Below are 22,688 nucleotides of genomic sequence, written 5' to 3'. Positions count from 1 at the left end.
AGGTCAGGCCGGGCGGTCAGGTCTGCGGCAGGTCGCCGCCATCGATCGCGTCCGGCACGGAGGGTTCGGCGAACCAGAGCCGCGTCTCCCCGTACTTCTTCTCCGCGAAGCGCGCCATCCCCCCGGGCCACTCCGGCTCGGGCGAACGCGACGACCGTTCCACCACCACCACGGCACCGGGCGCCAGGAGTCCGGAGAGCTTCTCCAGCACCGCGGAGAGCGCCACCTCATCCAGCGGGTAGGGCGGGTCCAGGAAAACCAGGTCCCAGGCCGCTGCCTCCGGGACGCGGCCCAGGAAGGGCTCCACCTTGGCCCGGTGGACGGTCACGGCTTTGCGGCCCAGGATCCCGTTGATGAGGTCCGCGTTCCGCTGGCACACGCCGCTGGCCTTGGCATCCGACTCCACGAGATCCACCGTTTGCGCACCGCGGCTGGCGCTTTCGACGCCCAGCGCCCCGGACCCGGCGTACAGATCCAGGACCCGGGATCCGGCGATGACGCCGAACGCGTCAAGGCGGGAAAACAGGGCTTCCTTCACCCGGTCCGTGGTGGGCCGGGTCAGCGATCCGGGCACGCCGGTGAGCGGCGTACCGCCGGCCGCTCCGGCAACAATCCTGCTCATGGCCGGCCCCTGCCTGCAGTCCGGTGCACCGCACGGCCGGCGTCGACGGCCGGAACCGTATTAACCGCGTTCAAGGAACGCCTCCTTCTCGGGGTTGAGGTACTTGTCGATGGCGTCCGCGAGCGCCGGATGCGCCGTGAGGTCCGGATCAATCGCGACGATCCGGTGCGCGTCATCGCGGGCCCGGGCGATCACATCCTCGTGTTCCAGGACCCGCAGCAGCTTCAGCGTCGACCGCCCGCCGGACTGGGAGGCGCCCAGGATGTCGCCTTCGCGCCGCAGCTTGAGGTCCTCCTGGGACAGCTCGAACCCGTCCGTGGTGGCCGCAACAGCGTCCAGCCGCCGACGGCTCGGATGCCCGGGTTCCAGGGCGGTAACAAGCAGGCAGGTGCCGGGCAGCCCGCCGCGGCCCACCCGGCCGCGCAGCTGGTGCAGTTGGGAGATACCGAACCGGTCGGCGTCGAGGATGACCATCAGAGTGGCGTTGTGCACGTCCACGCCCACCTCGATCACCGTGGTGGACACCAGGACCTTGATGCGGTTGGCGGTGAAGTCCGCCATCGCGGCGGACTTCACCGCAGGGTCCTGCCGGCCATGCAGCGGGGCCAGCGGCACCCCTTTGAGGGCCGGCTCCTGCGCAAGATGTTCGACGACGGCCGTCACCGAGGCGAGCTCCCGGACGGGGCCGGTGTCCAGGTCAGCCTCTCCCGGCCCCAGGTTCACCGGTTCCGCTTCGCCGGGTGCCGCTTCCCCGGGGCTGAAGTCGCCGTCGTCGTCCGTTCCGATCTTGGGGCACACCACGTACACCTGGTGGCCGGCATCAATCTCTTCCCGTGAGCGCGACCAGATGCGTCCGGCCCAGCCGGGGTTCTCGGCAAGGCCCACGACGTGGGTGGTGATCCCGGCGCGGCCGGCGGGAAGCTCGTCCAGCACGGAGGTTTCAAGGTCGCCGAACACGGTCATGGCCACCGTGCGCGGAATCGGCGTGGCGGTCATGACCAGCAGGTGGGGCGGCTTGCGGGCCTTGGCCCGAAGGGCGTCGCGCTGCTCCACGCCGAACCGGTGCTGCTCATCCACCACGATCAGGCCGAGGTCGTAGAAGGAGACGTTATCGCTCAGCAGGGCGTGGGTGCCGATGACGATGCCTGCCGTGCCCGAGGCTGCGTCGAGCATGGCCTGCTTGCGGGCTGCGGTGGGCATGGATCCGGTCAGCAGCGTGACCTGCACTGCAGGGCCGCTGCCGAGCCCGCCGAGCAGCCCGTCGCCTGAAAGCGGACCGAGCGTGCGGCGAATGGACTCGTAGTGCTGGGCCGCCAGGACCTCAGTGGGGGCCAGGAGGGCCGCCTGTCCGCCGGCATCCACGACCTGGAGCATGGCCCGAAGCGCAACCACGGTCTTGCCGGAGCCCACTTCGCCTTGGAGGAGCCGGTTCATGGGTGAATCCCGGCCCAGTTCGGCAGCGAAGGTTTCGCCCACTGCTGCCTGGCCGGCCGTGAGCGTGAAAGGCAGATTCGCGTCGAATGCCGCCACGAGCCCGTCTGGAACGGGCTTCCGCGCGGTGGCTTCCTCCGCGGCGATCTGGGCCCGGCGGCGGGCCAGGGCGGACTGGAGCACCAGGGCCTCGTGGTAGCGCAGCCGCTGGCGGGAACGCTTCCAGTCGTCAGCGGACTTCGGGGCATGGATCAGCCGGTAGGCATCCCCGAGCGGCATGAACCCCTCCCTGGCCGTGACATCGGCGGGCAGCGGGTCCGGCAGGGCATCGAGGTCCATCGTGTCCAGCAGAGCCTCCACGGCCTTCTGGATTTTCCAGCTGGGCAGTTTGGCCGTGGCCGGATAGACCGGAATGGGCATGGCTGCCAGTTTTTCGGCGTCTCCGCCGCCGGCCATGAAGGGGTCCTCGTCAAGGACCAGGTAATCCGGGTTAGTCAGGCCCAGCGCCCCCTTGAAGCTGGTGACCTTGCCCGAGAACAGCGCCCGCCGCCCCGGCAGGAGGTCGTTCCTGGCCCGGAAGCCGTTGAAGAAACTGATTTTCAGGGTGCCCGGGACTTTTCCGCGGTAGTCGGTGCCGCCCACAAGCCGAAGCCCGGCCTGGCCGTCGTCGTCAGAGACAACCACGTCCGTGATGGAGCCCTTCCGCTGCACCATCTTCCTGGTATTGCTGGAGAGTACCCGGGCAATGAGGGTGACTTCCTCGTCGCGGGGAATCTCGTTGATCGGCGTCAGTTCGCCGCGGGTCAGGTAGCGCCGGGGAAAGTACGTGAGCAGCCCGCCGACCGTGGAGATGCCCAGCTGCTTCTCAATGACAGCCGCGGAACGGTTGCCGATGCGCCGTTCCAGCGCCAGGTCCAGTTCAGCGGTCATGCCCGTTGGCAAGGGAGTCCACCGGGCCCGCCACCGGATCCCGGGGCAGGGCAAGTTCACTGACACTGATGTGGTCCGGATCACCGAGGGACCGAATGGTTTCCACGGCGGGTTCCGCCTCCGGGACGTGGACGTGCACCCGCCACCGGTAGTTCCCGTCGTGGTCCGCGCCGGAGCCCACCTGGCTCATGATCACGGACTCACCAATTTCGTCGAGCCGCTGCCGGAGGGTCGCGGCGTTCAGCGGCGACAGGCTGATGGTGCACATGACTTCCACTCCATCGTCGTCCGGCATGTCCGTGTGGATGTGGGGGTCCTGGACGTCGTAGCCGTGAAGGCCGTCCAGCAGTTCGCCCTGGAGTTCCTCTCCCAGCACCGCCGAGCGCAGGCAGTCCAGGATCAGGAGCATGCCCACCCCGCCGGCATCCACCACGTGGGCGCTGGCGAGCGCGGCCAGCTGGTCCTCGGTATGTACGACGGCGGCCAGCGCGCCTTCCACGGCGGCGTCCAGTGCCAGGCCCAGGGCATGGTTGCTGTCGTCGCCGTTCTGTCCGGCGTCGACGGCGGCGGCAGCGCGCGCCGCGGCCTCCATGACAGAGAGCATGGTTCCCGGCACGGGATCGCTAAGGGCGGACCAGGCGCGGATCTGGGCCCTGTTCAGGGCTGCGGCGAGCAGGGTGGAGGTCAGCCGGGTGTGCCCGGCGAGCGGTTCGGCAGCTGCGGAGAGGAAGACGGAGAACAGCGTTCCGGAGTTTCCGCGGGCTTCCTCCATGGCGGCCCGCCCGGCAACGGCCAGGACCTCGCCCACGTCGGCCTGCGCGGCCATGGCATCGTCGCAGGCGAGGGATCTGGCGGCCGCCCGGACGGTCAGGTACAGGTTGGTGCCGGTGTCGCCGTCCGCCACCGGGAAAATGTTGATGGCATTGAGCCGGTCGCTGTGGTTGCCCAGTGCCGTCTCAGCCTTGCCCAACCACCGCTTCATCGCTTGCGCGTTGGCGGTTACCTTAGTGTGCAAAATGATCCCATCCCCGGGTGCCGGCGGGCCGGCCCGCTATCGTCACGCCCGGGCCGTCCATACGCCCGGGTGCTTGTATCGAGCCTATCGCAGCGAATCCCTCCGGCAGCTGAACACCGGCCGGGAAGGTGGCCAGCAGTCCATGGTCCTCGCCGCCGCCCAGCACCCACTCCATGGGATCCGTTCCAAGGATTTCAGCCGCAGGAGCAAGCACACGGGCCAAAGCGGAGAGCGCCCCGGGATCAAGGTCCACGACAACGCCGCCCGCCTTGGCCAGGCGCATCCCGTCGCGCAGGAGCCCGTCGGACACATCCATCATGGCGGTGGCGCCGGCCTCTCGGGCCGCCGGGCCGGCAGCCAGCGGAGGCCGGGGCCTGCTTTGGAGTTCGGGAAAGACCTGCCGGGAAGGGCCGGGCTTCGCGTCCGCGGGGTCCGATTCCAGCAGCGCCAGGCCCGCGGCGGCATGCCCGGCTGTGCCTGCCAGGGCGACGGTGTCCCCCGGCTGCGCGCCGGAGCGCATCACCGGGCGGCCGCCGTCGAGCGTTCCCAACACGGCGGCCGTAACCGAAATTTCCCGGCCCCGACCAAGGTCGCCGCCAGCGACGGAGCAGCGCCCGGCGCCCAGTTCGCGTACCGCTGCCACCAGGCCGTCGGCCAGGTCCTCCACCCACGCGACCGGAGTGTCCGGGGGCAGGGTGAGGCTGACCACCAGGGACGTGGCCACGGCGCCCATCGCGTTGATGTCGCTCAGGTTCTGTGCCGCCGCTTTCCAGCCCACGTCGAAACCGGTGGTGCGGTAGCCGTTGGGCCACTCTAGGCGGAAGTCCTGGTCCTGGACCTGGGTGTCGATGCTGATGACAGTCCGGCCGTCCGGAGCAGCGATGATGGCCGCGTCATCCCCGGGCCCCAGCAACGTTGCCTCCGTGTGGGTGCCGGCGAGGTCAAGGCGCGGGAAGATCCTGGCAAGGAGCTCCGTCTCCGAGAGTTGGTCAACCGTCAGGGCAGAGTCCGCCAAGGCTTCCGCGGACCCCGCCTCGGAACGGGGAGCGTCGGCGCGGCTCATAGGGTTTTCAGGCACGCTCCTACGCTACAGCCAGCCTCCGACACCGGGGACTCCGGCCTCGGAGGATCAGCTCCGGCCGCCCGGGAGAATTGGCGCCGCCTTGGCGGAACCGGGATGATGGACTCATGCGAGCCGTCCCCCAAATTTCCGTGTCCCTCCTGCGCGGAAGGACTTCCGTGAGGGCTTTGGGGACCGCTGCGGCATTGGCCGGGGGTCTGTCCCTGGCCGCCTGCTCCCCCGCTGTGGATGTTCCGGCCGCCGCGGACGCCGCGAACCCGGCATGCGCGCCGATGATGGTGGCGCTGCCCGATTCCCTCGGCGACGCCGAACTGCGCCAGACGAACAGCCAGGCCACAGCGGCCTGGGGCGAGCCGTCCCTCGTAATCCTGCGCTGCGGAGTGAACGTTCCCGGACCCACCACAGACCGATGCGTCACCGTGAACGGGATCGACTGGCTGCTCAAGGAAGGCGACCCCGTGTGGACCCTGACAACCTACGGCAGGACCCCGGCAACCGAAATCCTGATGGACCCGGACAAGATCAGCTCAGCCACGGTGCTGGCGGAACTGGCCAACGCCACCGGCAAGGTCCCGGCTGAGCGGAGCTGCATCGGCCAGGAGGAACTGCAGAACCTGCCGGACAGCCAGTAGCGCCAGACACAGCACTTAGGGGCGACCGCGGGTCGTTGACAGAAGTCACTGTTGTCGACAATATTGCGCGCAGGATGGGCGGCAGCCCGAATCTGTGCGGATGCGAGGGCAAACGATGCGTTGGCGTGTGAGCAGGAAAGGTGGTCGACGGCCGGCCACCTCAAACGACCCCGTCGCTGCGGCGATCGCCGCATCTGCAGCGGGCAGGCCGCTGATTCCGCGCCACCCGGACGTCGTCCCAAGGATCGAGGAGCTGCCGCAGTGGATTGACGTGCATGACTCCGACGACATTGACGGCTTCAACACGGTGGTTTGGTTTGACGACGAGATCAGCTCCTACTGCGACGCCTACGACGACGGCCTGGACCAGGCGCTGGCGGACCAGCCGGGCGTCGAGGACATCCTGGCCGAGGATCGCGAGGTTGTCTACCTGCGGACGAAGCTGGCTATTGCTGACGTGAAGGCTGCGGTGATCCGTGCTGTCGTTGAGGTAAACCGATCCCCCCGGGAGCCCGCACCCACCGATGTGCTTTCGATCGATACGGTCGACAGGCTGGCGTCCGGGGTGCTGCCGCTGCTCGGGCAGGCGGGATTCGCGAACACTCCGACTGGGCCGCGGTACTTCTACCGTGAAGGCAGCGAGGGTTTCGTCCAATCCATCGCACTCGCACCCGGCGCAGGCACCTCCGGCGACGGCACCAGCTATGCCGGACTCGTGTGGGTGATGTCCGGCACGCACGTGCCCGGTTTTGGCCGGGACGTCCCCTCGAGCCCCGACCGCGTGGCGCCGGTGCACTGCGGCCAGCCCGCCTACCACTGGGTCGCACCGACCGTCGACGCGCTGACCCGGTTATTGCACGACGAGGTGTTGCCCGTTCTCAGCCTGACACGCGGCCGCGCTGAGTTCGCTGCCTGGGTAGGCGGCGACCCAACGAGGGTGCCGGTGCCGAACCATCGACCGACGTACGCGCGGCTGTTCGCGCAGTGGGGCCTGACCGATCAGGCGGCGCGCGTGGTGGCCCACGTCGACGAACACGAGAGGTCCCTACGACTTCACCCGGATATTGTCACTGCCCGTGAGCTCATCCGGGACGCGCGGCCGTAGCCCTCGCCGGCGGGGGTCAGCGCAGGCCGGTTTTCCGGTTCAGCGCCAGGTAGATCAGTTCGTCGATCAGTTCTGCGTAGTCCAGCCCGGAGGCCGCCCACATCTGCGGGTACATGCTCTTGGGCGTGAATCCCGGCATGGTGTTGATCTCGTTGATGATCAGGTCGCCACTGGCCGTGTAGAAGAAGTCCACCCGGCTCAGGCCTTCAGCCCCCACGGCGTCGAACGCGGCTGCGGCAAGCTCCCGGACCCGGGCAATGGCTTCTTCGGGAATATCTGCCGGGCAGCTGAGCGCGGCTGCGCCATCCTCGACGTACTTGGCGGTGAAGTCGTAGAACTCGTGGCCGCCGCCGGCCACAGAGATCTCCCCCGGCATGGATGTCCGGGGAGCGTCGGTCCCCCGTCCTTCCAGGACCGCGCACTCGATTTCACGGCCCACGATTCCGGCCTCGATGACCAGCTTGAGGTCATGCCGGCGTGCTTCCCCGATGGCGGCGTCAAGGTCCGCCAGCGAGTCCACCTTGGAGATGCCCATCGAGGAACCGGCCCGGGCGGGTTTGACGAAGACCGGGAAGCCGAGTCGGTCCACCTGCTTGCGGACAGACTCAGGATCGTTGCGCCACTGCCGGTCTGTGACGGCGACGTAGGGACCAACCTGGAGCCCGGCGGCCTCGAACACCACCTTCATGTAGTGCTTGTCCATGCCGACGGCGGAAGCCAGGACCCCGGCGCCCACATACCGGGTGTCGGAAAGCTCCAGCAGCCCTTGGATGGTGCCGTCCTCGCCGAAGGGCCCGTGCAGCAGCGGGAAGACCACGTCCACGGTACCGAGCTCCTGCGGAACCTCGTTGGGCGCCGCCACGATGAGCTGGTGTTCGCCGCCGATTTCCGCGAGGGTCACCGTGCGGTCCGATGCCTCCACTTCGGGCAGCGACGCCGACGCCAGGGACCACTCGGCGGTGTCACCGGAGGCCAGCACCCACTGGCCGGACTTTGCGATCCCGATGGGGATGACCTCGTACTTGTCCCGGTTGATCGCGCCAAGTACGCCGGCCGCCGTTACGCAGCTGACCGCATGCTCACTGGAGCGGCCGCCGAAAAGAACGGCGACACGGGGCTTTGTCCGGCGGCCTGGTTCCTCCGCCGGCAGTTGGTGATGGGACATGTCAGTAATCGCCTTCAGGTTTCAGTTCCCGGGACAGCAAGGCGGGCCCCAGTTGGTCTACGGACAGTTTTCCGGCCAGGACGGCCACGACGGCGGCGGTGATGGGCATGTCCACCCCCAGCTTGCCGGCCAGCTCATGGACAGCCTGGCCGGACTTGATGCCTTCCGCGGTCTGCGTCATTTGCCGCCCCACTTCCTCCAGGGTGAGGCCCTGGCCCAGCAGGCGGCCGGCAGTGTGGTTGCGGGAAAGCGGCGAGGAACAGGTGGCCACGAGGTCGCCCAGTCCCGCCAGCCCTGCCATCGTCTTGGCTTCTCCCCCCAGTGCCAGGGCGAGGCGGGATGTTTCGGCCAGGCCCCGGGTTATGACCGAGGCCTTGGTGTTGTCCCCCATCTGCTTGCCCTCGCAAATGCCCACCGCCAGCGCAATGACGTTCTTCACGATGCCGCCAATCTCCACGCCGACGGTGTCGGTGGTGGTGTACGGGCGGAAATATGGCGCGGTGCAGCTCCTGGCGATCCACCCGGCCACGGCCGGGTCGGTGCATGCCACTACGGATGCGGTGGGCTCCTCGCGGGCGATCTCCATGGCCAGGTTGGGTCCCGACACAATGGCGATCCGGTGTGCAGGCAGGCCCAGCTCGGCAGCGATGACCTCACTCATCCGGGCATCCGTGTCCAGTTCCAGGCCCTTCATCAGCGAGACCACGACGGCGTCCGGAGCAATGAAGTCCTTCCACGACCGCAGCTGCGCGCGAAGGGACTGGGCGGGAACGGCAAGGACAACCAGGTCCGCACCGGCCAGGACTTCGCGCACGTCAGTGGACGCCGTAATCGACGCAGGCAGTGCCACGTCCTTGAGGTACTGGGTGTTGACGTGCGCCGTATTGATCTGCCCGACGACCTCCGGACGCCGGCCCCACAGCCTGATGGCGCGTTCTTCACCGGAGGCCTGGGCTGCGTCAGCGAGGATCTTGGCGAAGGTTGTTCCCCACGAACCGGCCCCCAAAACGGCCGCTGAGCGGGCAGAGCCCTGGGCGGCCTGTTCCGGGTTCACTGGGCCCCTGTCCCCGGGCCGGGCCGTTCCCCGCGTCCCACGGTGCGTCCGGCGGGACCCCGCTTGCGGGACGGATCCCAGCGTTCAGCCGGAGGCTCTTCGGTGCGCAGCCCCGCCAGCAGTTCGGTGATCGCGTCCATGATGGCGTCCGTGGCGGCGGTGAGCGTGGCCTTGTCCAGGGGCTTGTCCGCGAAGGCGCTGAAGTCCACGGGATCGCCCACCACCACGCGGGATTTCTTCCTCGGGAAGAGGTGCAGTTTCTTGCCGTAACGCGGCAGGACCTCGTGCGCGCCCCAATGTGCGATGGGGACGACCGGGATCCCGCCTTCCAGCGCCAGCCTGGCCGCGCCGGTATGCCCCTTCATGGGCCACATGTCCGGATCCCGCGTCAGGGTGCCCTCGGGGTAGATGATGATCGCGCCGCCCTCGGCCACCACTTCCTGGGCCACCTGCAGCGACCGGTTCGCCCCCGCCGTCGAACGCTCCACCGGGATTTGCTTGGTGGCGCGCAAAAGCGGGCCCAGCCCCGGGACCTTGAACAGCGAGGCCTTGGCCAGGAAGTGCGGTGCCCGCTTGTGGTTGTAAAGCATATGGCCGACCACCAGCGGATCAATTTCCGTGCAGTGGTTGGGGGCAGCGATGAAACCGCCGGCGGGCAGCTTCTCGGTTCCTGACCACTCCTTGCTCATCAGCAGGTTCATCAGGGGGCGGACCACGCTGGCGATAAACACGAACGTGGCCCTGCTCTTGGCCGATTCCTTCACAGCTGCACCGTTACTTCCTGGTCGAGATGTCGAAGTCGGCACCGAGTCCGGCCAGCTTCTCGGTGAACCGTTCGTAGCCGCGGTTGATGATGTCGATGCCGGTGACGCGTGATGTGCCGGTGGCCGCGAGTGCGGCTATGAGGTGGCTGAAGCCGCCGCGGAGGTCGGGAACGTCGATGTCGGTGCCCTTGAGCTGGGTGGGTCCTGAGATGACCGCCGAGTGCAGGAAGTTGCGCTGCCCGAAGCGGCACGGCACGCTGCCCAGGCATTCGCGGTGCACCTGGATGCTGGCGCCCATCCGGATGAGGGCGTCGGTGAAGCCGAACCGGTTTTCGTACACCGTTTCGTGGACGATGGACACGCCTTCGGCCTGGGTCAGTGCCACCACCAGCGGCTGCTGCCAGTCGGTCATGAAGCCGGGGTGCACATCTGTTTCCAGGACCAGGGGGTTCAACTTGCCGCCGCGGTGGTAGAAACGGATGCCGTCCTCGCCGATGTCCATGCCGCCGCCCACCTTGCGGTAGGTGTTCAGGAAGGTCATCATGTCGCGCTGGGACGCGCCCTCGACGAAGATGTCCCCGCGGGTCACCAGGGCGGCCGACGCCCACGACGCCGATTCGTTCCGGTCCGAGAGCGCACGGTGGTTGTAGCCGCCCAGGTCCCGGACGCCCTCGATGCGGATGGTGCGGTCCGTCTGCACGCTGATGATGGCGCCCATCTTCTGCAGGACGGCGATGAGGTCGATGATTTCGGGCTCGGTGGCGGCGCCGGAGAGTTCGGTGATGCCTTCCGCGCGGGTGGCACTCAGCAGCACCTGCTCGGTGGCGCCGACGGACGGATAGGGCAGGGAAATCTTTGCGCCGTGCAGGCCCTTGGGGGCGGAAATGTGAATGCCGCCGGGGCGCTTTTCGACGACGGCCCCGAACTGGCGCAGGACGTCCAGGTGGTAGTCAATGGGCCGGTCGCCGATCTTGCAGCCGCCCAGGTCCGGGATGAATGCTTCGCCGATCGCGTGGATCAGGGGTCCGCAGAGCAGGATGGGAATCCGGGAGTCGCCCGCGTGCGCGTCGATGGCCGTGCTGGAAGCCGTCTTGGCGTTCTTTGGGTCCAGGGTGAGGTCACCCGTGGCGGGGTCCTTGGCGACGGTCACACCGTGCAGCTGGAGGAGGGACGTGACCACTTCCACGTCCTTGATCTCGGGGACGTTGCGCAGCACGGAGGGCTCGTTGCCCAGCAAGGCTGCGACCATCGCCTTGGGGACAAGATTCTTCGCTCCGCGGACACTCACGCGGCCGGCCAGCGGAACGCCGCCGCGGATTGTCAGAACACTACTCATTTACCGGTTTCCTAACGATGACTCGCCCCCAAGATCCTTGCAAAGGCTCCAACCAAGCATAGGAGGTCACGTTACCGAACCGAAATAAGCACCGACCGCGGGTGGCCGTGGCGGTACGCGCCATGCCTCCGCTGTCCCGCGCCCGGTCCGGCCAGGCGAAGCCGGGACAGGCTCAGGAATGGCGGGCCGGCAGGGTGGCCGGCAGGAAAGACGGCCGGCGCGCCTCATAGGCCGTGATATCCGCCTCATGCTGCAGGGTCAGTCCGATGTCGTCCAGGCCTTCGAGCAGCCGCCACCGCGTGTAGTCGTCAATCTCGAAGGGGGCCACGATGTTTCCGCACACCACCGTCTTGGACGCCAGGTCCACCGTGATCTCGGTTCCGGGCGCGTTTTCGAGTTCCTTCCAGATCAGCTCGATGTCGTCCTGGGCAACCTGGGCGGCGAGCAGCCCCTGCTTTCCGGAGTTTCCGCGGAAGATATCGGCGAACCGGGAGGACAGGACCGCCTTGAAGCCGTAGTCCTTCAACGCCCAGACGGCGTGCTCGCGGGACGAACCGGTGCCGAAGTCGGGCCCGGCCACCAGGATGGACCCGGAGCTGAACGGTGCCTGGTTGAGGATGAAGGACGGGTCCTTCCGCCAGGCGGAGAACAGTGCGTCCTCAAAGCCGGTGCGGGTGATGCGCTTGAGGTACACCGCGGGGATGATCTGGTCCGTGTCGACGTTGCTCTGGCGCAGCGGGACGCCGATGCCGGTGTGGGTGGTGAATTTTTCCATGGCTGTGTCCTAGGCTGCGTCGGTACGGAGGGCGGCGGGTTCGGGGGCCGGTTCAAGGTCCGACGGTGAGCTCAGCGTTCCGCGGACTGCTGTCGCCGCGGCCACCACCGGCGAAACCAGGTGGGTGCGGCCGCCCTTGCCCTGGCGTCCTTCGAAGTTGCGGTTGGACGTGGATGCGCAGCGCTCCCCCGGTTCCAGCTGGTCCGGGTTCATTCCCAGGCACATGGAACAGCCGGCAAACCGCCACTCCGCACCGAAATCCTTGAACACCCGGTCCAGTCCTTCGGCCTCGGCTTCGAGCCGGACCCGGGCCGAACCGGGAACCACCAGCATGCGCACCTGCGGGTCCTTCTGCCGGCCCCGGATGATGTCCGCGGCGGCGCGCAGGTCCTCGATGCGGGAGTTGGTGCAGGAGCCCAGGAATACGGTGTCAACCCGGATGTCCTTCATGGGAGTGCCGGCCTCCAGCCCCATGTACTGCAGGGCGCGCTCGGCAGCAGCCTTCGCGTTCTCATCGCCGAAGTCCGACGGTGACGGCACTGACTGGGACAGCGAAACGCCCTGGCCGGGGTTGGTTCCCCAGGTGACGAACGGTTCCAGCGTGTCGGCGTCGAGGTCCACCTGCGCGTCGAAGAGCGCGTCGTCGTCGGTCCTTAGGGTGTTCCAGTATTCGACGGCGGCGTCCCACTCAGCCCCTTCGGGGGCGTGCGGACGGCCCTTCATGTATGCGTACGTGGTCTCGTCCGGCGCCACCATGCCGGCGCGGGCGCCGGCCTCGATGGACATGTTGCAGATGGTCATCCGGGCCTCCATGGACAGCGCGCGGATGGCCGAGCCGCGGTATTCCAGGACGTAGCCCTGCCCGCCGCCCGTACCGATCTTGGCGATGACGGCCAGGATGATGTCCTTGGCCGTGACTCCCGGGCGCAGAGTGCCCTCCACGTTGATGGCCATGGTCTTGAACGGCTTCAGGGACAGGGTCTGGGTGGCCATGACGTGCTCCACCTCGGAGGTGCCGATGCCCATCGCCAGCGCGCCGAACGCGCCGTGGGTGGAGGTGTGCGAATCGCCGCAGACAACTGTCATGCCGGGCTGGGTGAGGCCAAGCTGCGGGCCCACCACGTGGACGATGCCCTGCTCGGCGTCCCCGAGGGGGTGGAGCCGGACGCCGAACTCCGCGCAGTTGTTGCGCAGCGTCTGGATCTGGGTGCGGCTGGTGATGTCCGCGATCGGCTTGTCAATATCTAGTGTCGGAGTGTTATGGTCCTCCGTGGCAATGGTGAGGTCCGGGCGCCGCAGCGGGCGTCCCGCCAGCCGCAGTCCTTCGAAGGCCTGCGGGGACGTTACTTCGTGGACCAGGTGCAGGTCGATGAAGAGAAGGTCAGGCTGTGCGTTGGCTCCATCGCCGTCGCCTTTGCGCACCACGTGCGCGTCCCAGACCTTCTCGGCCAATGTCTTTGCCATGGCCAGCTCCCTTCCCCGCGTTTGAACGGAGTCCCGTAGACCGGGTTCCGTTTGATTAGTCCTACTGAAGCAGGGCGGCTCCGCGCTGCGCCAGCCAAAAGATTTGCATCTCAGATATTGAGACGGCAATATCATTACATGGACAATTCTAGTGGAGTCGGCGTCATTGATAAAGCGGCCCAGGTGCTGGATGCGCTTGAGGCCGGACCGACGACCCTCGCGCAACTCGTGGCGGCAACCGGACTCGCCCGGCCCACTGTCCACCGCCTCGCCCTCGCACTGGTCCACCACCGCCTGGTCAGCCGCGACATCCAGGGCCGCTTCGTCCTGGGCAGCCGACTCGTCGAACTGGCCTCCGCTGCCGGTGAGGACCGCCTTATCGCGTCCGCCGGCCCTGTCCTCATGCAGTTGCGCGACGCCACCGGCGAGAGTGCCCAGATCTTCCGCCGCCAAGGCGACTGGCGGGTGTGCGTTGCGTCCGCGGAGCGCCCCATTGGCCTGCGCGACACCATCCCCGTGGGCACCCAGCTGTCAATGAAGGCCGGCTCCGCGGCCCAGGTCCTGCTCGCCTGGGAGGACCACGACCGCCTCCTCGAGGGCCTCCAGGCCGCGCGCTTTACGCCCACCGTCCTGGCCGGCGTACGACGGCGGGGCTGGGCACAGAGCCTTGGCGAACGCGAGCCGGGGGTCGCCTCCGTCTCTGCACCGGTGCGCGGGCCTTCCGGCCGCGTGATCGCCGCCGTGTCGATCTCCGGCCCGATCGAGCGCCTGACCCGGCAGCCTGGCCGGCTCCATGCCGAAGTGGTGTGCAACGCCGGACGCATCCTTACCGAAGCGCTGCGCAAGAACAACGACTGACTGCCGCCTCCAACGCATTGGCAGGGCAGTCCGGACATGGCGCTACGCTGATGGCATGGGCAGCTATGCAGTGTTCCTCCGCGGCATCAATGTGGGCGGCATCAACATTAAAATGGCAGACCTGCGCCAGGCGCTGCAAGGCTGCGGTTTTGCGGACGCGAAAACCGTCCTGGCCACCGGCAACGCGGTCCTGACCAGCCGCCTGGGTGCCCGCCGCGTCAAACAGGAATGCGAAAAGTGCCTGCGCAGCGCCTTTGGCTACGAAGCCTGGGTGGTGGTGCTGGACGCGGAGCGCACGGCCGAACTGGTGGCCGCCTGCCCCTACCCGGCGGACGACAAGGGTACCCACACCTACGTCACGCTCTCCTCCGACCCGGCCGTGCTGGACCAGCTTGAGACCGCCGGCTCTGCCTTTGACGGTGCCGGCCTGCAGCGGTTGGGCCCCGAGGCGCTGGCGTGGCTGGCACCGGCCGGCGGGACCCTGGACAGCCCATTCAGCAAGCTGTCAGCCAAGGCGAAGTACAAAGCCGCCACCACCACCCGCAACCTGCGGACCCTCATCAAAGTCCGCGATGCCGCGGCAGCGCTTACTTCGCCGCCTTCAGTGCAGCGTTAAACGCTTCAAGCCGCCGCACCTCGGCGTCAACGGGTTCCACCACCAGCTCGCCGGCGACCTTTGCGACGGCGGCGTGCAGCCGCCGTCGGGCCTTTCGGGCACGCGAACGCGCGGCTGCACCGGCGATGAAGCGCCCGAGGATGGCAAGGACGACGCCCAGGACCACCCCAAAGGCGATCATCAGGGTAGGCACGGGCCAGCCCTCCACCCGCGGCACTTCCGGGACGGGCAGCTGCAGGTACCCGAGTCCGGCGAGGACACCGAGCCAGCCCAGGCCGCCCAGAACGGTCAGCAGCGCCGCCCACTGCACCACATTGAAGACCTGCCACCACCAGGACCTGCGGTTGGCGGCGAGGTCCGCTCCCGCGATGGCCTGGTCCAGTGCATCCGGCAGGCGTTCCCTGCCCTCCCTGGCGGCGCCGCGGATGGCGGCCCGCCACGGACCCGGGGCGCCGGCGCCGGCGGCGTCGGCGAAGTGGCGCACGGCGGCGTCCGCCCTGGCGCGCTCCGGTGCGCCGGCTGCCGGAAGCGAAGTCCGGTTAAGCTCTGCCGGCGCGTTGCTGCGGAGGTTAAGCCGGCGCAGGGGATCCGGTCTGAAGCGGGACAGCCAGCGCGTCACCGGCCACCCGGTCCGCCTGGTGGCTTCCAGGCGGTAGGAGTCGGCCACCGCACGGACGACTACCGGGACGTTGGCCGCCGTCGCCAGCTCATCTGCGAGGCGGGACCTGGAGGCGGCTTTGATCCCGGCAGCTTCGCCTTCGCCGGAGGCCTCCCCCAGCAGTTCCGCGGCCTTGGTGACGTCCGCCGCGAGCCGCTGGGCCTGCGCCTTTCGTTGCACGGCGGCCCTCCGGATGGCCGCCCGGACGTCCTGGATCCCCGTTCCGGTCAGCGCCGAAGCTGCCATGACATGCACCCTGGAAAGCCCGTCCCGGGCCAGGATGCCGTGCAGGGACTCCAGGACCGGCCGGACATCATGCTCCGGCAGGCGGTCCACCTGGTTCAGGACCACCATGGTCACCGCTCCGTGGGATGCAAGCGGGGCCAAAAAGTCCTTGTGCACCGCTGCGTCCGCATATTTTTGCGGGTCCAGCACCCACACCAGCACATCCACGAGGCCCACCATGCGACGGACCACTTCGCGGTTGGCTTCCCGTGTTGAATCGAAGTCCGGCAGGTCCAGCAGAATGAGCCCGGTGTCCTCGTCAGCAAAGCCGTCCACGGGTGCCGCATGGTGACGTTTGCGTACGTCCAGCCAGTCCAGCAGGGGTTCACTGCCGGCAGCACCCCAGACCCCCGCCAAAGGTTCCGACGTCGTGGGGCGCCGGGCGGCCGCCGTCGCAATTTCCGCCCCGCTGACGGCATTGAAAAGTGAAGATTTTCCGCTTCCGGTGGCGCCGAAAAATCCCACCACCGTGTGGTCTGCGGAAAGCGAGCGCCGTGAACTGGCGCGTTCCAGCACCCCGAGGACGCCATCCAGCGTCTCGTCCGGCAGCACGCCCCCGGCGAGTTCACGGGCGTCGTTCAGCGCCTCCAGCCGACGGTCCAGGCGGGTGGCCTCCCTGGCACCGCTGTGCCGGCTCACGCCGCGCCACCCAGGCGTGCGAGCGCCGCCGATTGCGCCGTGAGGGCGCCGGCCGCGGCGGGGTCGGCGGCCGGCAGGCGGACGAGGAACTTCTGCTGTTCCTCGTCCAGCAGCCGGCGGCAGCGGACCGCCAGGTCCTGCCGGGCCGTCGCCGCCATCCTGCGGACGGCGTCTTCGCCGAAGACAGCCTCGAGGAGCCGCTGACCCACCACGGCAGTCCCGCCCGCAATGCCGATTTCCAGCCCCGTGAGGCCTGCGGTCATCGAGAACACGACGATCATGAGCGCAGCGCCGAGCCCATTGACACCGAACGACAGCCAGCGCGCCTGGGTACGTTTTCCCTGCCCCTCCGTGCGGATCAGTTCCATCAGTCCCGCCTGCCAGTCGCGGATCTCGGCCGCGGCGCGGTCGGCAAACCCGGGGCTTGTGCCCGAGAGGTCGTCCGTGCCCAGCAGGCTCCGGCCGGCCGGATCCGAACGCCAGCGCTGGTCCGTCTCTTCCGCCGCGGTTGCCGCCTCGTCAAGGATGACCGCCTGCAGACCCGTTTCGATAGCGGCTTCCACCTTCACCGCGGGCGCCGGTTCCCCGCGGAAAAAGGCACCGAGGCGGTCGCGGAACCGGCCAACGTTCTGCTCGAGCGCCCGGAAGAACTCCCCGGTGCCAACGAAATCCTGCCAGCGGGCCAGCACTTCGCCGCGGAGCAATGCGCCGTCCCTGGTCGCCTCCGTGATGCGCCGGACGGCATCACCATAGGCCGCCACGGCATCTCTTTCGAGGCTCCCGGCAGCACTCTGCTGCTGCTCCAGCGCCCCGGCCACGCCCGCCACCCTTTCAGCCAGCGCGCGGACCGCCCCATTAAGGGTGCGCCGGGCCACGTCGGAACGGCCGACGGCGTCCGCGGCCAGGTCCTCCAGCCACGCCCGGAGCGGCTGCACCGCTTCCGGCTGCAGCATGCCGGCCGGCCCCAGTGAGGTTTCGTGGACGATGAACAGCTGCGCCCCGCCCAGTCCTTCCCGGTCCAGGAGTCCGCGCAGGTCGGCGCTGACCTCCTCTTCGGCGCCTGGCGGGACCCGGTCCAGCACGACCGCGACCATGACGTCCCGCGACGCCGCGTCAAGGAGCAGCTTCCACGGCACGGCATCCGCGTAGCGGTTGGCCGTGGTGACGAAGATCCACAGGTCCGCTGCGGCCAGCAACTGCCCGGCCAGCCGGCGGTTCTCATCGGAGATCGAGTCGACATCGGGGGCGTCGAGGATGGCGACGCCGCCGGGAACCGCAGGATCGGCCAGCAGGATCAGGGAGGTGGCCGCGGTCTCCTCTGCTGGAATGTCCCCGCCGGGCAGCCGGGCGCTGTCCAGGCTTCCACGGATCCGGCTCAGCCCGGGCAGGACCCGCTGGCCCTCGAACCAGCTCCCTTCGGCCGGATGATGCAGGAGGATCGGCTGGCGGGTAGTGGGCCGAATGGCTCCTGCCCGGGTGACGGGATGGCCTACCAGGGCATTGACCAGGGTGGACTTGCCGGCACCGGTGGAACCCCCGACGACGGCCAGCAGCGGTGCGTCGAGGCTGCGGTACCGGGGCAGGATGTAATCGTCCAGCTGGACGGCCGCTGCGGCAGCCTCCCGCCTGGCTGACTCCGCCCCCGGCAGTGCCAGGGGAAGTTCGATGGCCTGGAGGCCGCTGCGAACTTCTTCAAGAAGCGCCACCGCCGCCGTGATCCGTTGATCCGGCTGGGATTGCTGCTCCTGCTGGGGTTGCGGGCCCGGCCCGTTCTGAGACGACACACGTTCATCATGCCAGTTCAGCCCGGCACGGGGCGGAAGGGGCAGTGAAACAAAAATGGTCCCGGGCGTGTGCCCGGGACCATTTCGATGGTGACCCCAGCGGGATTCGAACCCGCGTTACCGCCGTGAGAGGGCGGCGTACTAGGCCGCTATACGATGGGGCCGTGTACTTTCTGTCAGCGTTTCCGCTGATCAAGCTCAGTGATTGTTTCACACATTTTGCTCTGGTTTCAAATCGGCGGAACCGGTTGAAACCGTCCTGGTTTTCAGCCAAATAGTGGCGATTAACCAAGCGCTGGGATACCAGGACTCGAACCTAGAATGACGGTACCAGAAACCGTAGTGTTGCCAATTACACCATATCCCAATGGCACTTTCGGGCCGGTTTTCAGGGCATTTGCCCCGCTCCGTGCGCCTCAGCACGAGAAATTACTTTACCCGAGACTTTGGGCTTTGCACAAATCGGGGAATCCTCAGGACGCCGAAGGGGCGGACAGGCCGTACCCGGGTGCCCCGGCCTAGGCAAGAAGCCCGGGCAGGGAGGTGACCATTCCGCCGTCGTACCCCTGCCCCGGCTCCCCCGTCCGGTTCAGCCAGACGCCCAGCAGGCCGGCCGCCGTCGAACCTTCAGCGTCCAGGAGGCGGTTGTCGCCGACGTAGAGCGTTGCGCCGGGCTCGGTGCCCAGCAGCCTGACGCCTTCGAGGTAGATGGCAGGGTCCGGCTTGGCCACTCCCAGGGTGTCCGTCCCGACGAGCCGCCGAACCCGTTCCAGGCCAGCGCCGTCCAGCTTGGCGCGCTGGTAGTCATGCACGTTGTTGCTCACCGCGCCGTACGGGATACCCGCGGCGTCCAGCAGGTCCAGGAACGGGAGCACGTCCGGGAACGGCTTGACGTAGGCGGGCTGCTTCTCCATGTAGGCGCTAAGCCAGCGGTGGGATTCCTCACCCTCGCCGAGGTCGACGCCGAAATGCCCCAGTGCCGCACGGCCCCGCAGCAGCCGCTGCTCGTTGAACGTCAGCTCGCCGGCCAGGTAGCGGTCATAGTAGTGCGTGGTTTCGTGCGTGAAAATCCGGCCAAACCGGGCCCACCCCGCCTGGTCCAGACCCGGCAGCAGGTGTTCGCTCACCTCGCGGAGAGCCGTGGTCATGGCGTATTCGAGATCAACGAGCGTGTCATCGATGTCGAAAAGGACCCCCTGCACCGCGCCGAAGGGGGTCTGCAGCACTGAGCCAGGAACCTGGCGGGTGGCAGTCATCAGCCGCGGAACGCGCGGAGCCGGGTGAGCGAGGACTCCTTGCCGAGGATCACCATGGACTCGAACAGCGGCGGTGAAATCCTGCGGCCGGACACCGCGGTGCGGACCGGGCCGAAGGCGAGCCGGGGCTTGAGGCCAAGATCCTCCACGAGCGCCTGCTTCAGCGCGGACTGCAGGTTTTCGGCGGTCCAGTCCGTCAGCGGCTCCAGGGCGGCGATCGCCGCATCGAGCACCTCGCCAAGATTCGCAGGCAGGCCCTTCCGCGCGTCATCGGCGATGTCCACCGCGTCATCGGCTTTGAACAGGAACGCCAGCATCTCGGGGGCCTCGCCCAGAAGGGTGATGCGTTCCTGGATCAGCGGCGCGGCCTCGGTGACGATTTCCTCTTCCCGGTCCGTCAGGATTTCCCCCACCAGTCCCGCCTCACGCAGATAGTGGGCCACCCGGTCCCGGAACACTTCCGGCGCAAGCATGCGCACGTGCGTGCCGTTGATGGCCTCGGCCTTCTTCAGGTCGAAACGCGCAGGGTTGCCCAGCACATCATGGATGTCGAAGTGCTCCACCAGCTGTTCCACGGTGAAGATATCCTCGTCCGCGCTGAGCGACCAGCCCAGCAGCGAGAGGTAGTTGAGCAGGCCTTCGGGGATGAAGCCCCGCTCGCGGTGCAGGAACAGGCTGGATTCAGGGTCCCGCTTGGAGAGCTTCTTGTTGCCTTGGCCCATAACGTAGGGCAGGTGGCCGAACTCCGGCATGTACCGGGCCACGCCAACTGCATGCAAGGCCCGGTACAGGGCGATCTGGCGCGGAGTCGAGCTGAGCAGGTCCTCGCCCCGCAGGACGTGGGTGATGCCCATCAGCGCATCATCCACGGGGTTGACCAGCGTGTACAGCGGTGCGCCGTTGGCGCGCACCACGGCGAAGTCCGGCACGGATCCCGCCTTGAAGGTGATCTCGCCGCGGACCAGGTCGGTGAAGGTGATGTCCTCGTCCGGCATCCGAAGCCGCAGGACCGCCTGGCGGCCTTCGGCCTTGAACTGGGCGAGCTGTTCCTCCGTCAGGTGCCGGTCGAAGCCGTCGTAGCCGAGCTTGGGGTCGCGGCCGGCGGCACGGTGCCGGGCTTCGATTTCCTCCGGGGTGGAGTAGGACTCGTAGATGAATCCGCCCTCATGCAGCCGCTTGATGACGTCCTGGTAGATACCCCCGCGCTGCGACTGGCGGTATGGCTCGTGCGGACCGCCTACCTCCACGCCCTCGTCCCAGTCGATGCCCAGCCACTTCAGCGCGTCCAGCAGCTGATGGTAGCTTTCCTCGCTGTCGCGCGCCGAGTCGGTGTCCTCGATCCGGAAGACGAGCGTGCCCTTGGTGTGCCGGGCGTATGCCCAGTTGAACAGCGCCGTGCGGATCAGCCCGACGTGCGGGGTGCCGGTGGGCGAGGGGCAGAACCGGACGCGGACGGGGGTTTCCGCGGTGACGGGCGGGATGGAGGCAGCAGGCGACGGGGAAGCGATAGTCATAGTGGCTCCAACTTTACCGCCTGGCCGCCTCCGCCCTTTCGCGTGCCCCTAGCGGCGGACGATCGGATTGGACAGCCGCCCGATCCCCTCGATCTCGACCTCGAAGCGGTCTCCCGCGTTGACCACGCCCACGCCGGCCGGCGTCCCGGTCATGATGACATCGCCGGGCAGCAGCGTGAACGCCTGCGACACGATGGACACGATTTCGCGGACGCCCCGGACCATCTGGCTGGTGCTGCCGTCCTGGCGCAGTTCGCCGTTGAGCCGGCCCTGGATCTGCAGGTCCTCCGTGTCCAGGTCCGTTTCAATCCAGGGGCCCAGCGGCGCGGAGGTGTCGAATCCCTTGGCACGGGCCCACTGCAGGTCGGTCTTCTGGACGTCGCGGGCGGTGAGGTCGTTGCCGCAGGTGTAGCCGAAGATCACATCGTCCACGCGGTCCTCGGGCACGTCCTTGCAGATCCGGCCGATGACTACGCACAGTTCGGCTTCGAAGGAGACTTCCTCGGAGAACTCGGGCAGGATCACGGGATCGTTCGGGCCCACCACGGATGTGTTCGGCTTCAGGAAGAGCAGCGGCTGCGCCGGCACCTCATTGCCCAGCTCGCGGGCATGTTCCACGAAGTTCCGGCCCACGCCCACTACCTTGCTGCGCGGAATGATCGGCGCCAGCAGGCGGACGTCTTCCAGCTTGTGGCGGACGGAGGTGCGCTCCACGCCGTTAAAGAAGGGATCGCCGTGGATGACAGTGATTTCCTCACTGCCCGGCCCACCTTCCACAATGCCGTAGAGGGGATCGGAATCGACTACAAACCTGGCAATACGCATGGCTCCTAGCCTACCGTCCCGCTTTCGGTGCGCAGGTAGTGGAGCTGGGCGGCAACTGACGTTTCGGCCGCGCGCCTGATTGAAGGTCCGACGTCGGCATACACTGCGTCGGTGACGTCACCCACGGACGCATCCCGGCCCAGCCGGTTCAGGACGCCGCGGATCTGCGCCAGACGCTCCTGCCGGTGCCTGAGGTAGTCCCGGGCCGTGGCCTCAAGCGATGGCAGCGGCGGGCCGTGTGCGGGCAGGACCGCCGCCGGTCCCAGCTGCTCCAGGCGGATCAGCGTGGCCAGGTAGTCGCCCAGCGTTCCGTCCGGATAGTCCAGCATGGTGGTGCCGCGCCCCAGGATGGTGTCGCCGGTCAGCACGGCGCCTGCAGCGCCGTCCGCGGGGAGATGGAAGCACACCGAATCCGAGGTGTGGCCGGGGGCGGGAACCACCGCGATCTCCAGCCCGGCGGCCCGGATGCGTTCGCCCGCTGACAGGGGTGCGCCGCCGCCGTGGCAATGTTCAGGGTCCGCGGCACGGACCGGGGCCCCGGTCAGTTCATGGAGCCGGGCTGACCCCGCGGTGTGGTCCGCGTGGCGGTGGGTAATGAGGATGAGCTCCACCGGGCCGGCTCCGGCAAGGGCCTGCAGATGTGTTTCATCCGCCGGGCCGGGGTCGACCACCACCGCTGTGGGGTGTCCGGGAGCCCGCAGGACATAGGAGTTGGTCCCCTCCAGGCTCATGGGGCCCGGGTTCGGTGCAAGGATGTAACCGGCGGACAGTGTGGCCCGCTGCAGGGCCGGAGTCGGTGCAGTGCTCACCAGGCAATCCTCCGAAACTTAACGCAATGCGGGGTCACCTTAGGCCGTCCCGGCCACCGGGAAGCGGCAG

The 22,688-nt window shown here is 68.0% G+C and carries 20 protein-coding genes and 2 tRNA genes; 4 read left to right on the top strand and 18 right to left on the bottom strand.

Annotated features, from left to right (window positions below):
• Nucleotides 1–16: 16 nt before the first annotated feature.
• From rsmD to thiL, 4 genes are read right to left on the bottom strand one after another with little or no spacing between them, the layout of a single operon-like run.
• Nucleotides 17–622 (bottom strand): 16S rRNA (guanine(966)-N(2))-methyltransferase RsmD, encoded by a 606-nt coding sequence (rsmD, locus tag ACIQCN_RS02440; RefSeq protein WP_400603380.1) that lies wholly within the window; start codon nt 620–622, stop codon nt 17–19.
• Nucleotides 623–682: 60 nt separating this feature from the next.
• Nucleotides 683–2,983, bottom strand: a complete 2,301-nt coding sequence (locus tag ACIQCN_RS02435) for an ATP-dependent DNA helicase RecG (protein WP_400609248.1) — start codon at nt 2,981–2,983, stop codon at nt 683–685.
• Nucleotides 2,973–3,965: a DAK2 domain-containing protein gene (locus ACIQCN_RS02430; protein ID WP_400609246.1), complete on the bottom strand. Its 993-nt coding sequence runs from the start codon at nt 3,963–3,965 to the stop codon at nt 2,973–2,975. The genes ACIQCN_RS02435 and ACIQCN_RS02430 overlap by 11 nt, the downstream gene beginning before the upstream one ends.
• Before the next feature lie 22 nt (nt 3,966–3,987).
• Entirely contained in the window at nt 3,988–5,076 is a 1,089-nt protein-coding gene (thiL, locus tag ACIQCN_RS02425) for a thiamine-phosphate kinase (RefSeq protein ID WP_400609243.1), read from the bottom strand.
• Nucleotides 5,077–5,186: 110 nt separating this feature from the next.
• On the opposite strand from thiL, the gene ACIQCN_RS02420 reads away from it, so the two are divergent.
• Together ACIQCN_RS02420 and ACIQCN_RS02415 are read left to right on the top strand one after the other, a co-directional pair.
• Nucleotides 5,187–5,711, top strand: coding sequence for a DUF3515 domain-containing protein (locus ACIQCN_RS02420; protein WP_400603377.1), 525 nt, complete (start codon nt 5,187–5,189; stop codon nt 5,709–5,711).
• Between the two features lie 127 nt (nt 5,712–5,838).
• Complete coding sequence (locus ACIQCN_RS02415; protein ID WP_400609241.1) at nt 5,839–6,816, top strand: hypothetical protein; 978 nt, start codon at nt 5,839–5,841, stop codon at nt 6,814–6,816.
• A gap of 16 nt (nt 6,817–6,832) precedes the next feature.
• On the opposite strand, the gene ACIQCN_RS02410 is transcribed toward ACIQCN_RS02415, so the two are convergent.
• The 6 genes from ACIQCN_RS02410 to leuC all read right to left on the bottom strand — a co-directional run bounded on the left by ACIQCN_RS02410 (nt 6,833) and on the right by leuC (nt 13,374).
• On the bottom strand, nt 6,833–7,981 hold the full coding sequence (locus ACIQCN_RS02410) for a D-alanine--D-alanine ligase family protein (RefSeq protein WP_400603375.1): 1,149 nt from the start codon (nt 7,979–7,981) through the stop codon (nt 6,833–6,835).
• Nucleotide 7,982: 1 nt separating this feature from the next.
• Nucleotides 7,983–9,035, bottom strand: coding sequence for an NAD(P)H-dependent glycerol-3-phosphate dehydrogenase (locus ACIQCN_RS02405; protein WP_400603374.1), 1,053 nt, complete (start codon nt 9,033–9,035; stop codon nt 7,983–7,985).
• The gene (locus ACIQCN_RS02400; protein ID WP_400609239.1) at nt 9,032–9,799 is read right to left on the bottom strand and encodes a lysophospholipid acyltransferase family protein; all 768 of its coding nucleotides are present in this window, start codon (nt 9,797–9,799) and stop codon (nt 9,032–9,034) included. The genes ACIQCN_RS02405 and ACIQCN_RS02400 overlap by 4 nt, the downstream gene beginning before the upstream one ends.
• Before the next feature lie 10 nt (nt 9,800–9,809).
• Nucleotides 9,810–11,135, bottom strand: a complete 1,326-nt coding sequence (murA, locus tag ACIQCN_RS02395; RefSeq protein ID WP_400603372.1) for a UDP-N-acetylglucosamine 1-carboxyvinyltransferase — start codon at nt 11,133–11,135, stop codon at nt 9,810–9,812.
• 172 nt (nt 11,136–11,307) lie between these two features.
• Complete coding sequence (gene leuD / locus ACIQCN_RS02390; protein ID WP_400609238.1) at nt 11,308–11,910, bottom strand: 3-isopropylmalate dehydratase small subunit; 603 nt, start codon at nt 11,908–11,910, stop codon at nt 11,308–11,310.
• 9 nt (nt 11,911–11,919) lie between these two features.
• The gene (leuC, locus tag ACIQCN_RS02385) at nt 11,920–13,374 is read right to left on the bottom strand and encodes a 3-isopropylmalate dehydratase large subunit (RefSeq protein ID WP_400603370.1); all 1,455 of its coding nucleotides are present in this window, start codon (nt 13,372–13,374) and stop codon (nt 11,920–11,922) included.
• Nucleotides 13,375–13,512: 138 nt separating this feature from the next.
• On the opposite strand from leuC, the gene ACIQCN_RS02380 reads away from it, so the two are divergent.
• The gene (locus tag ACIQCN_RS02380) at nt 13,513–14,232 is read left to right on the top strand and encodes an IclR family transcriptional regulator (RefSeq protein WP_400603369.1); all 720 of its coding nucleotides are present in this window, start codon (nt 13,513–13,515) and stop codon (nt 14,230–14,232) included.
• A gap of 55 nt (nt 14,233–14,287) precedes the next feature.
• Entirely contained in the window at nt 14,288–14,848 is a 561-nt protein-coding gene (locus ACIQCN_RS02375) for a DUF1697 domain-containing protein (protein WP_400603368.1), read from the top strand.
• On the opposite strand, the gene ACIQCN_RS02370 is transcribed toward ACIQCN_RS02375, so the two are convergent.
• The 8 genes from ACIQCN_RS02370 to ACIQCN_RS02335 form a co-directional block, all read right to left on the bottom strand.
• On the bottom strand, nt 14,820–16,430 hold the full coding sequence (locus ACIQCN_RS02370; RefSeq protein WP_400609236.1) for a GTPase: 1,611 nt from the start codon (nt 16,428–16,430) through the stop codon (nt 14,820–14,822). The two genes, ACIQCN_RS02375 and ACIQCN_RS02370, sit on opposite strands and share 29 nt — an antisense overlap.
• Nucleotides 16,427–18,136: a dynamin family protein gene (locus ACIQCN_RS02365; protein WP_400609339.1), complete on the bottom strand. Its 1,710-nt coding sequence runs from the start codon at nt 18,134–18,136 to the stop codon at nt 16,427–16,429. The genes ACIQCN_RS02370 and ACIQCN_RS02365 overlap by 4 nt, the downstream gene beginning before the upstream one ends.
• A gap of 166 nt (nt 18,137–18,302) precedes the next feature.
• A tRNA-Glu gene (locus ACIQCN_RS02360) sits at nt 18,303–18,378 on the bottom strand.
• A 131-nt stretch (nt 18,379–18,509) separates the two neighbouring features.
• Nucleotides 18,510–18,581, bottom strand: a tRNA-Gln gene (locus tag ACIQCN_RS02355).
• Nucleotides 18,582–18,732: 151 nt separating this feature from the next.
• Entirely contained in the window at nt 18,733–19,470 is a 738-nt protein-coding gene (locus ACIQCN_RS02350) for an HAD family hydrolase (protein WP_400603366.1), read from the bottom strand.
• On the bottom strand, nt 19,470–20,984 hold the full coding sequence (gene gltX, locus ACIQCN_RS02345) for a glutamate--tRNA ligase (protein ID WP_400609234.1): 1,515 nt from the start codon (nt 20,982–20,984) through the stop codon (nt 19,470–19,472). Before gltX ends, ACIQCN_RS02350 begins: the two co-directional genes overlap by 1 nt.
• A gap of 48 nt (nt 20,985–21,032) precedes the next feature.
• The gene (locus tag ACIQCN_RS02340) at nt 21,033–21,809 is read right to left on the bottom strand and encodes a fumarylacetoacetate hydrolase family protein (RefSeq protein ID WP_400609233.1); all 777 of its coding nucleotides are present in this window, start codon (nt 21,807–21,809) and stop codon (nt 21,033–21,035) included.
• 5 nt (nt 21,810–21,814) lie between these two features.
• The gene (locus ACIQCN_RS02335) at nt 21,815–22,618 is read right to left on the bottom strand and encodes an MBL fold metallo-hydrolase (protein WP_400609232.1); all 804 of its coding nucleotides are present in this window, start codon (nt 22,616–22,618) and stop codon (nt 21,815–21,817) included.
• Between the last annotated feature and the right edge of the window lie 70 nt (nt 22,619–22,688).

This window comes from Pseudarthrobacter sp. NPDC092424 (assembly GCF_044754925.1).
Taxonomy (GTDB): Bacteria; Actinomycetota; Actinomycetes; order Actinomycetales; family Micrococcaceae; genus Arthrobacter.
This window is presented reverse-complemented; position numbering and strand designations above follow the sequence as displayed.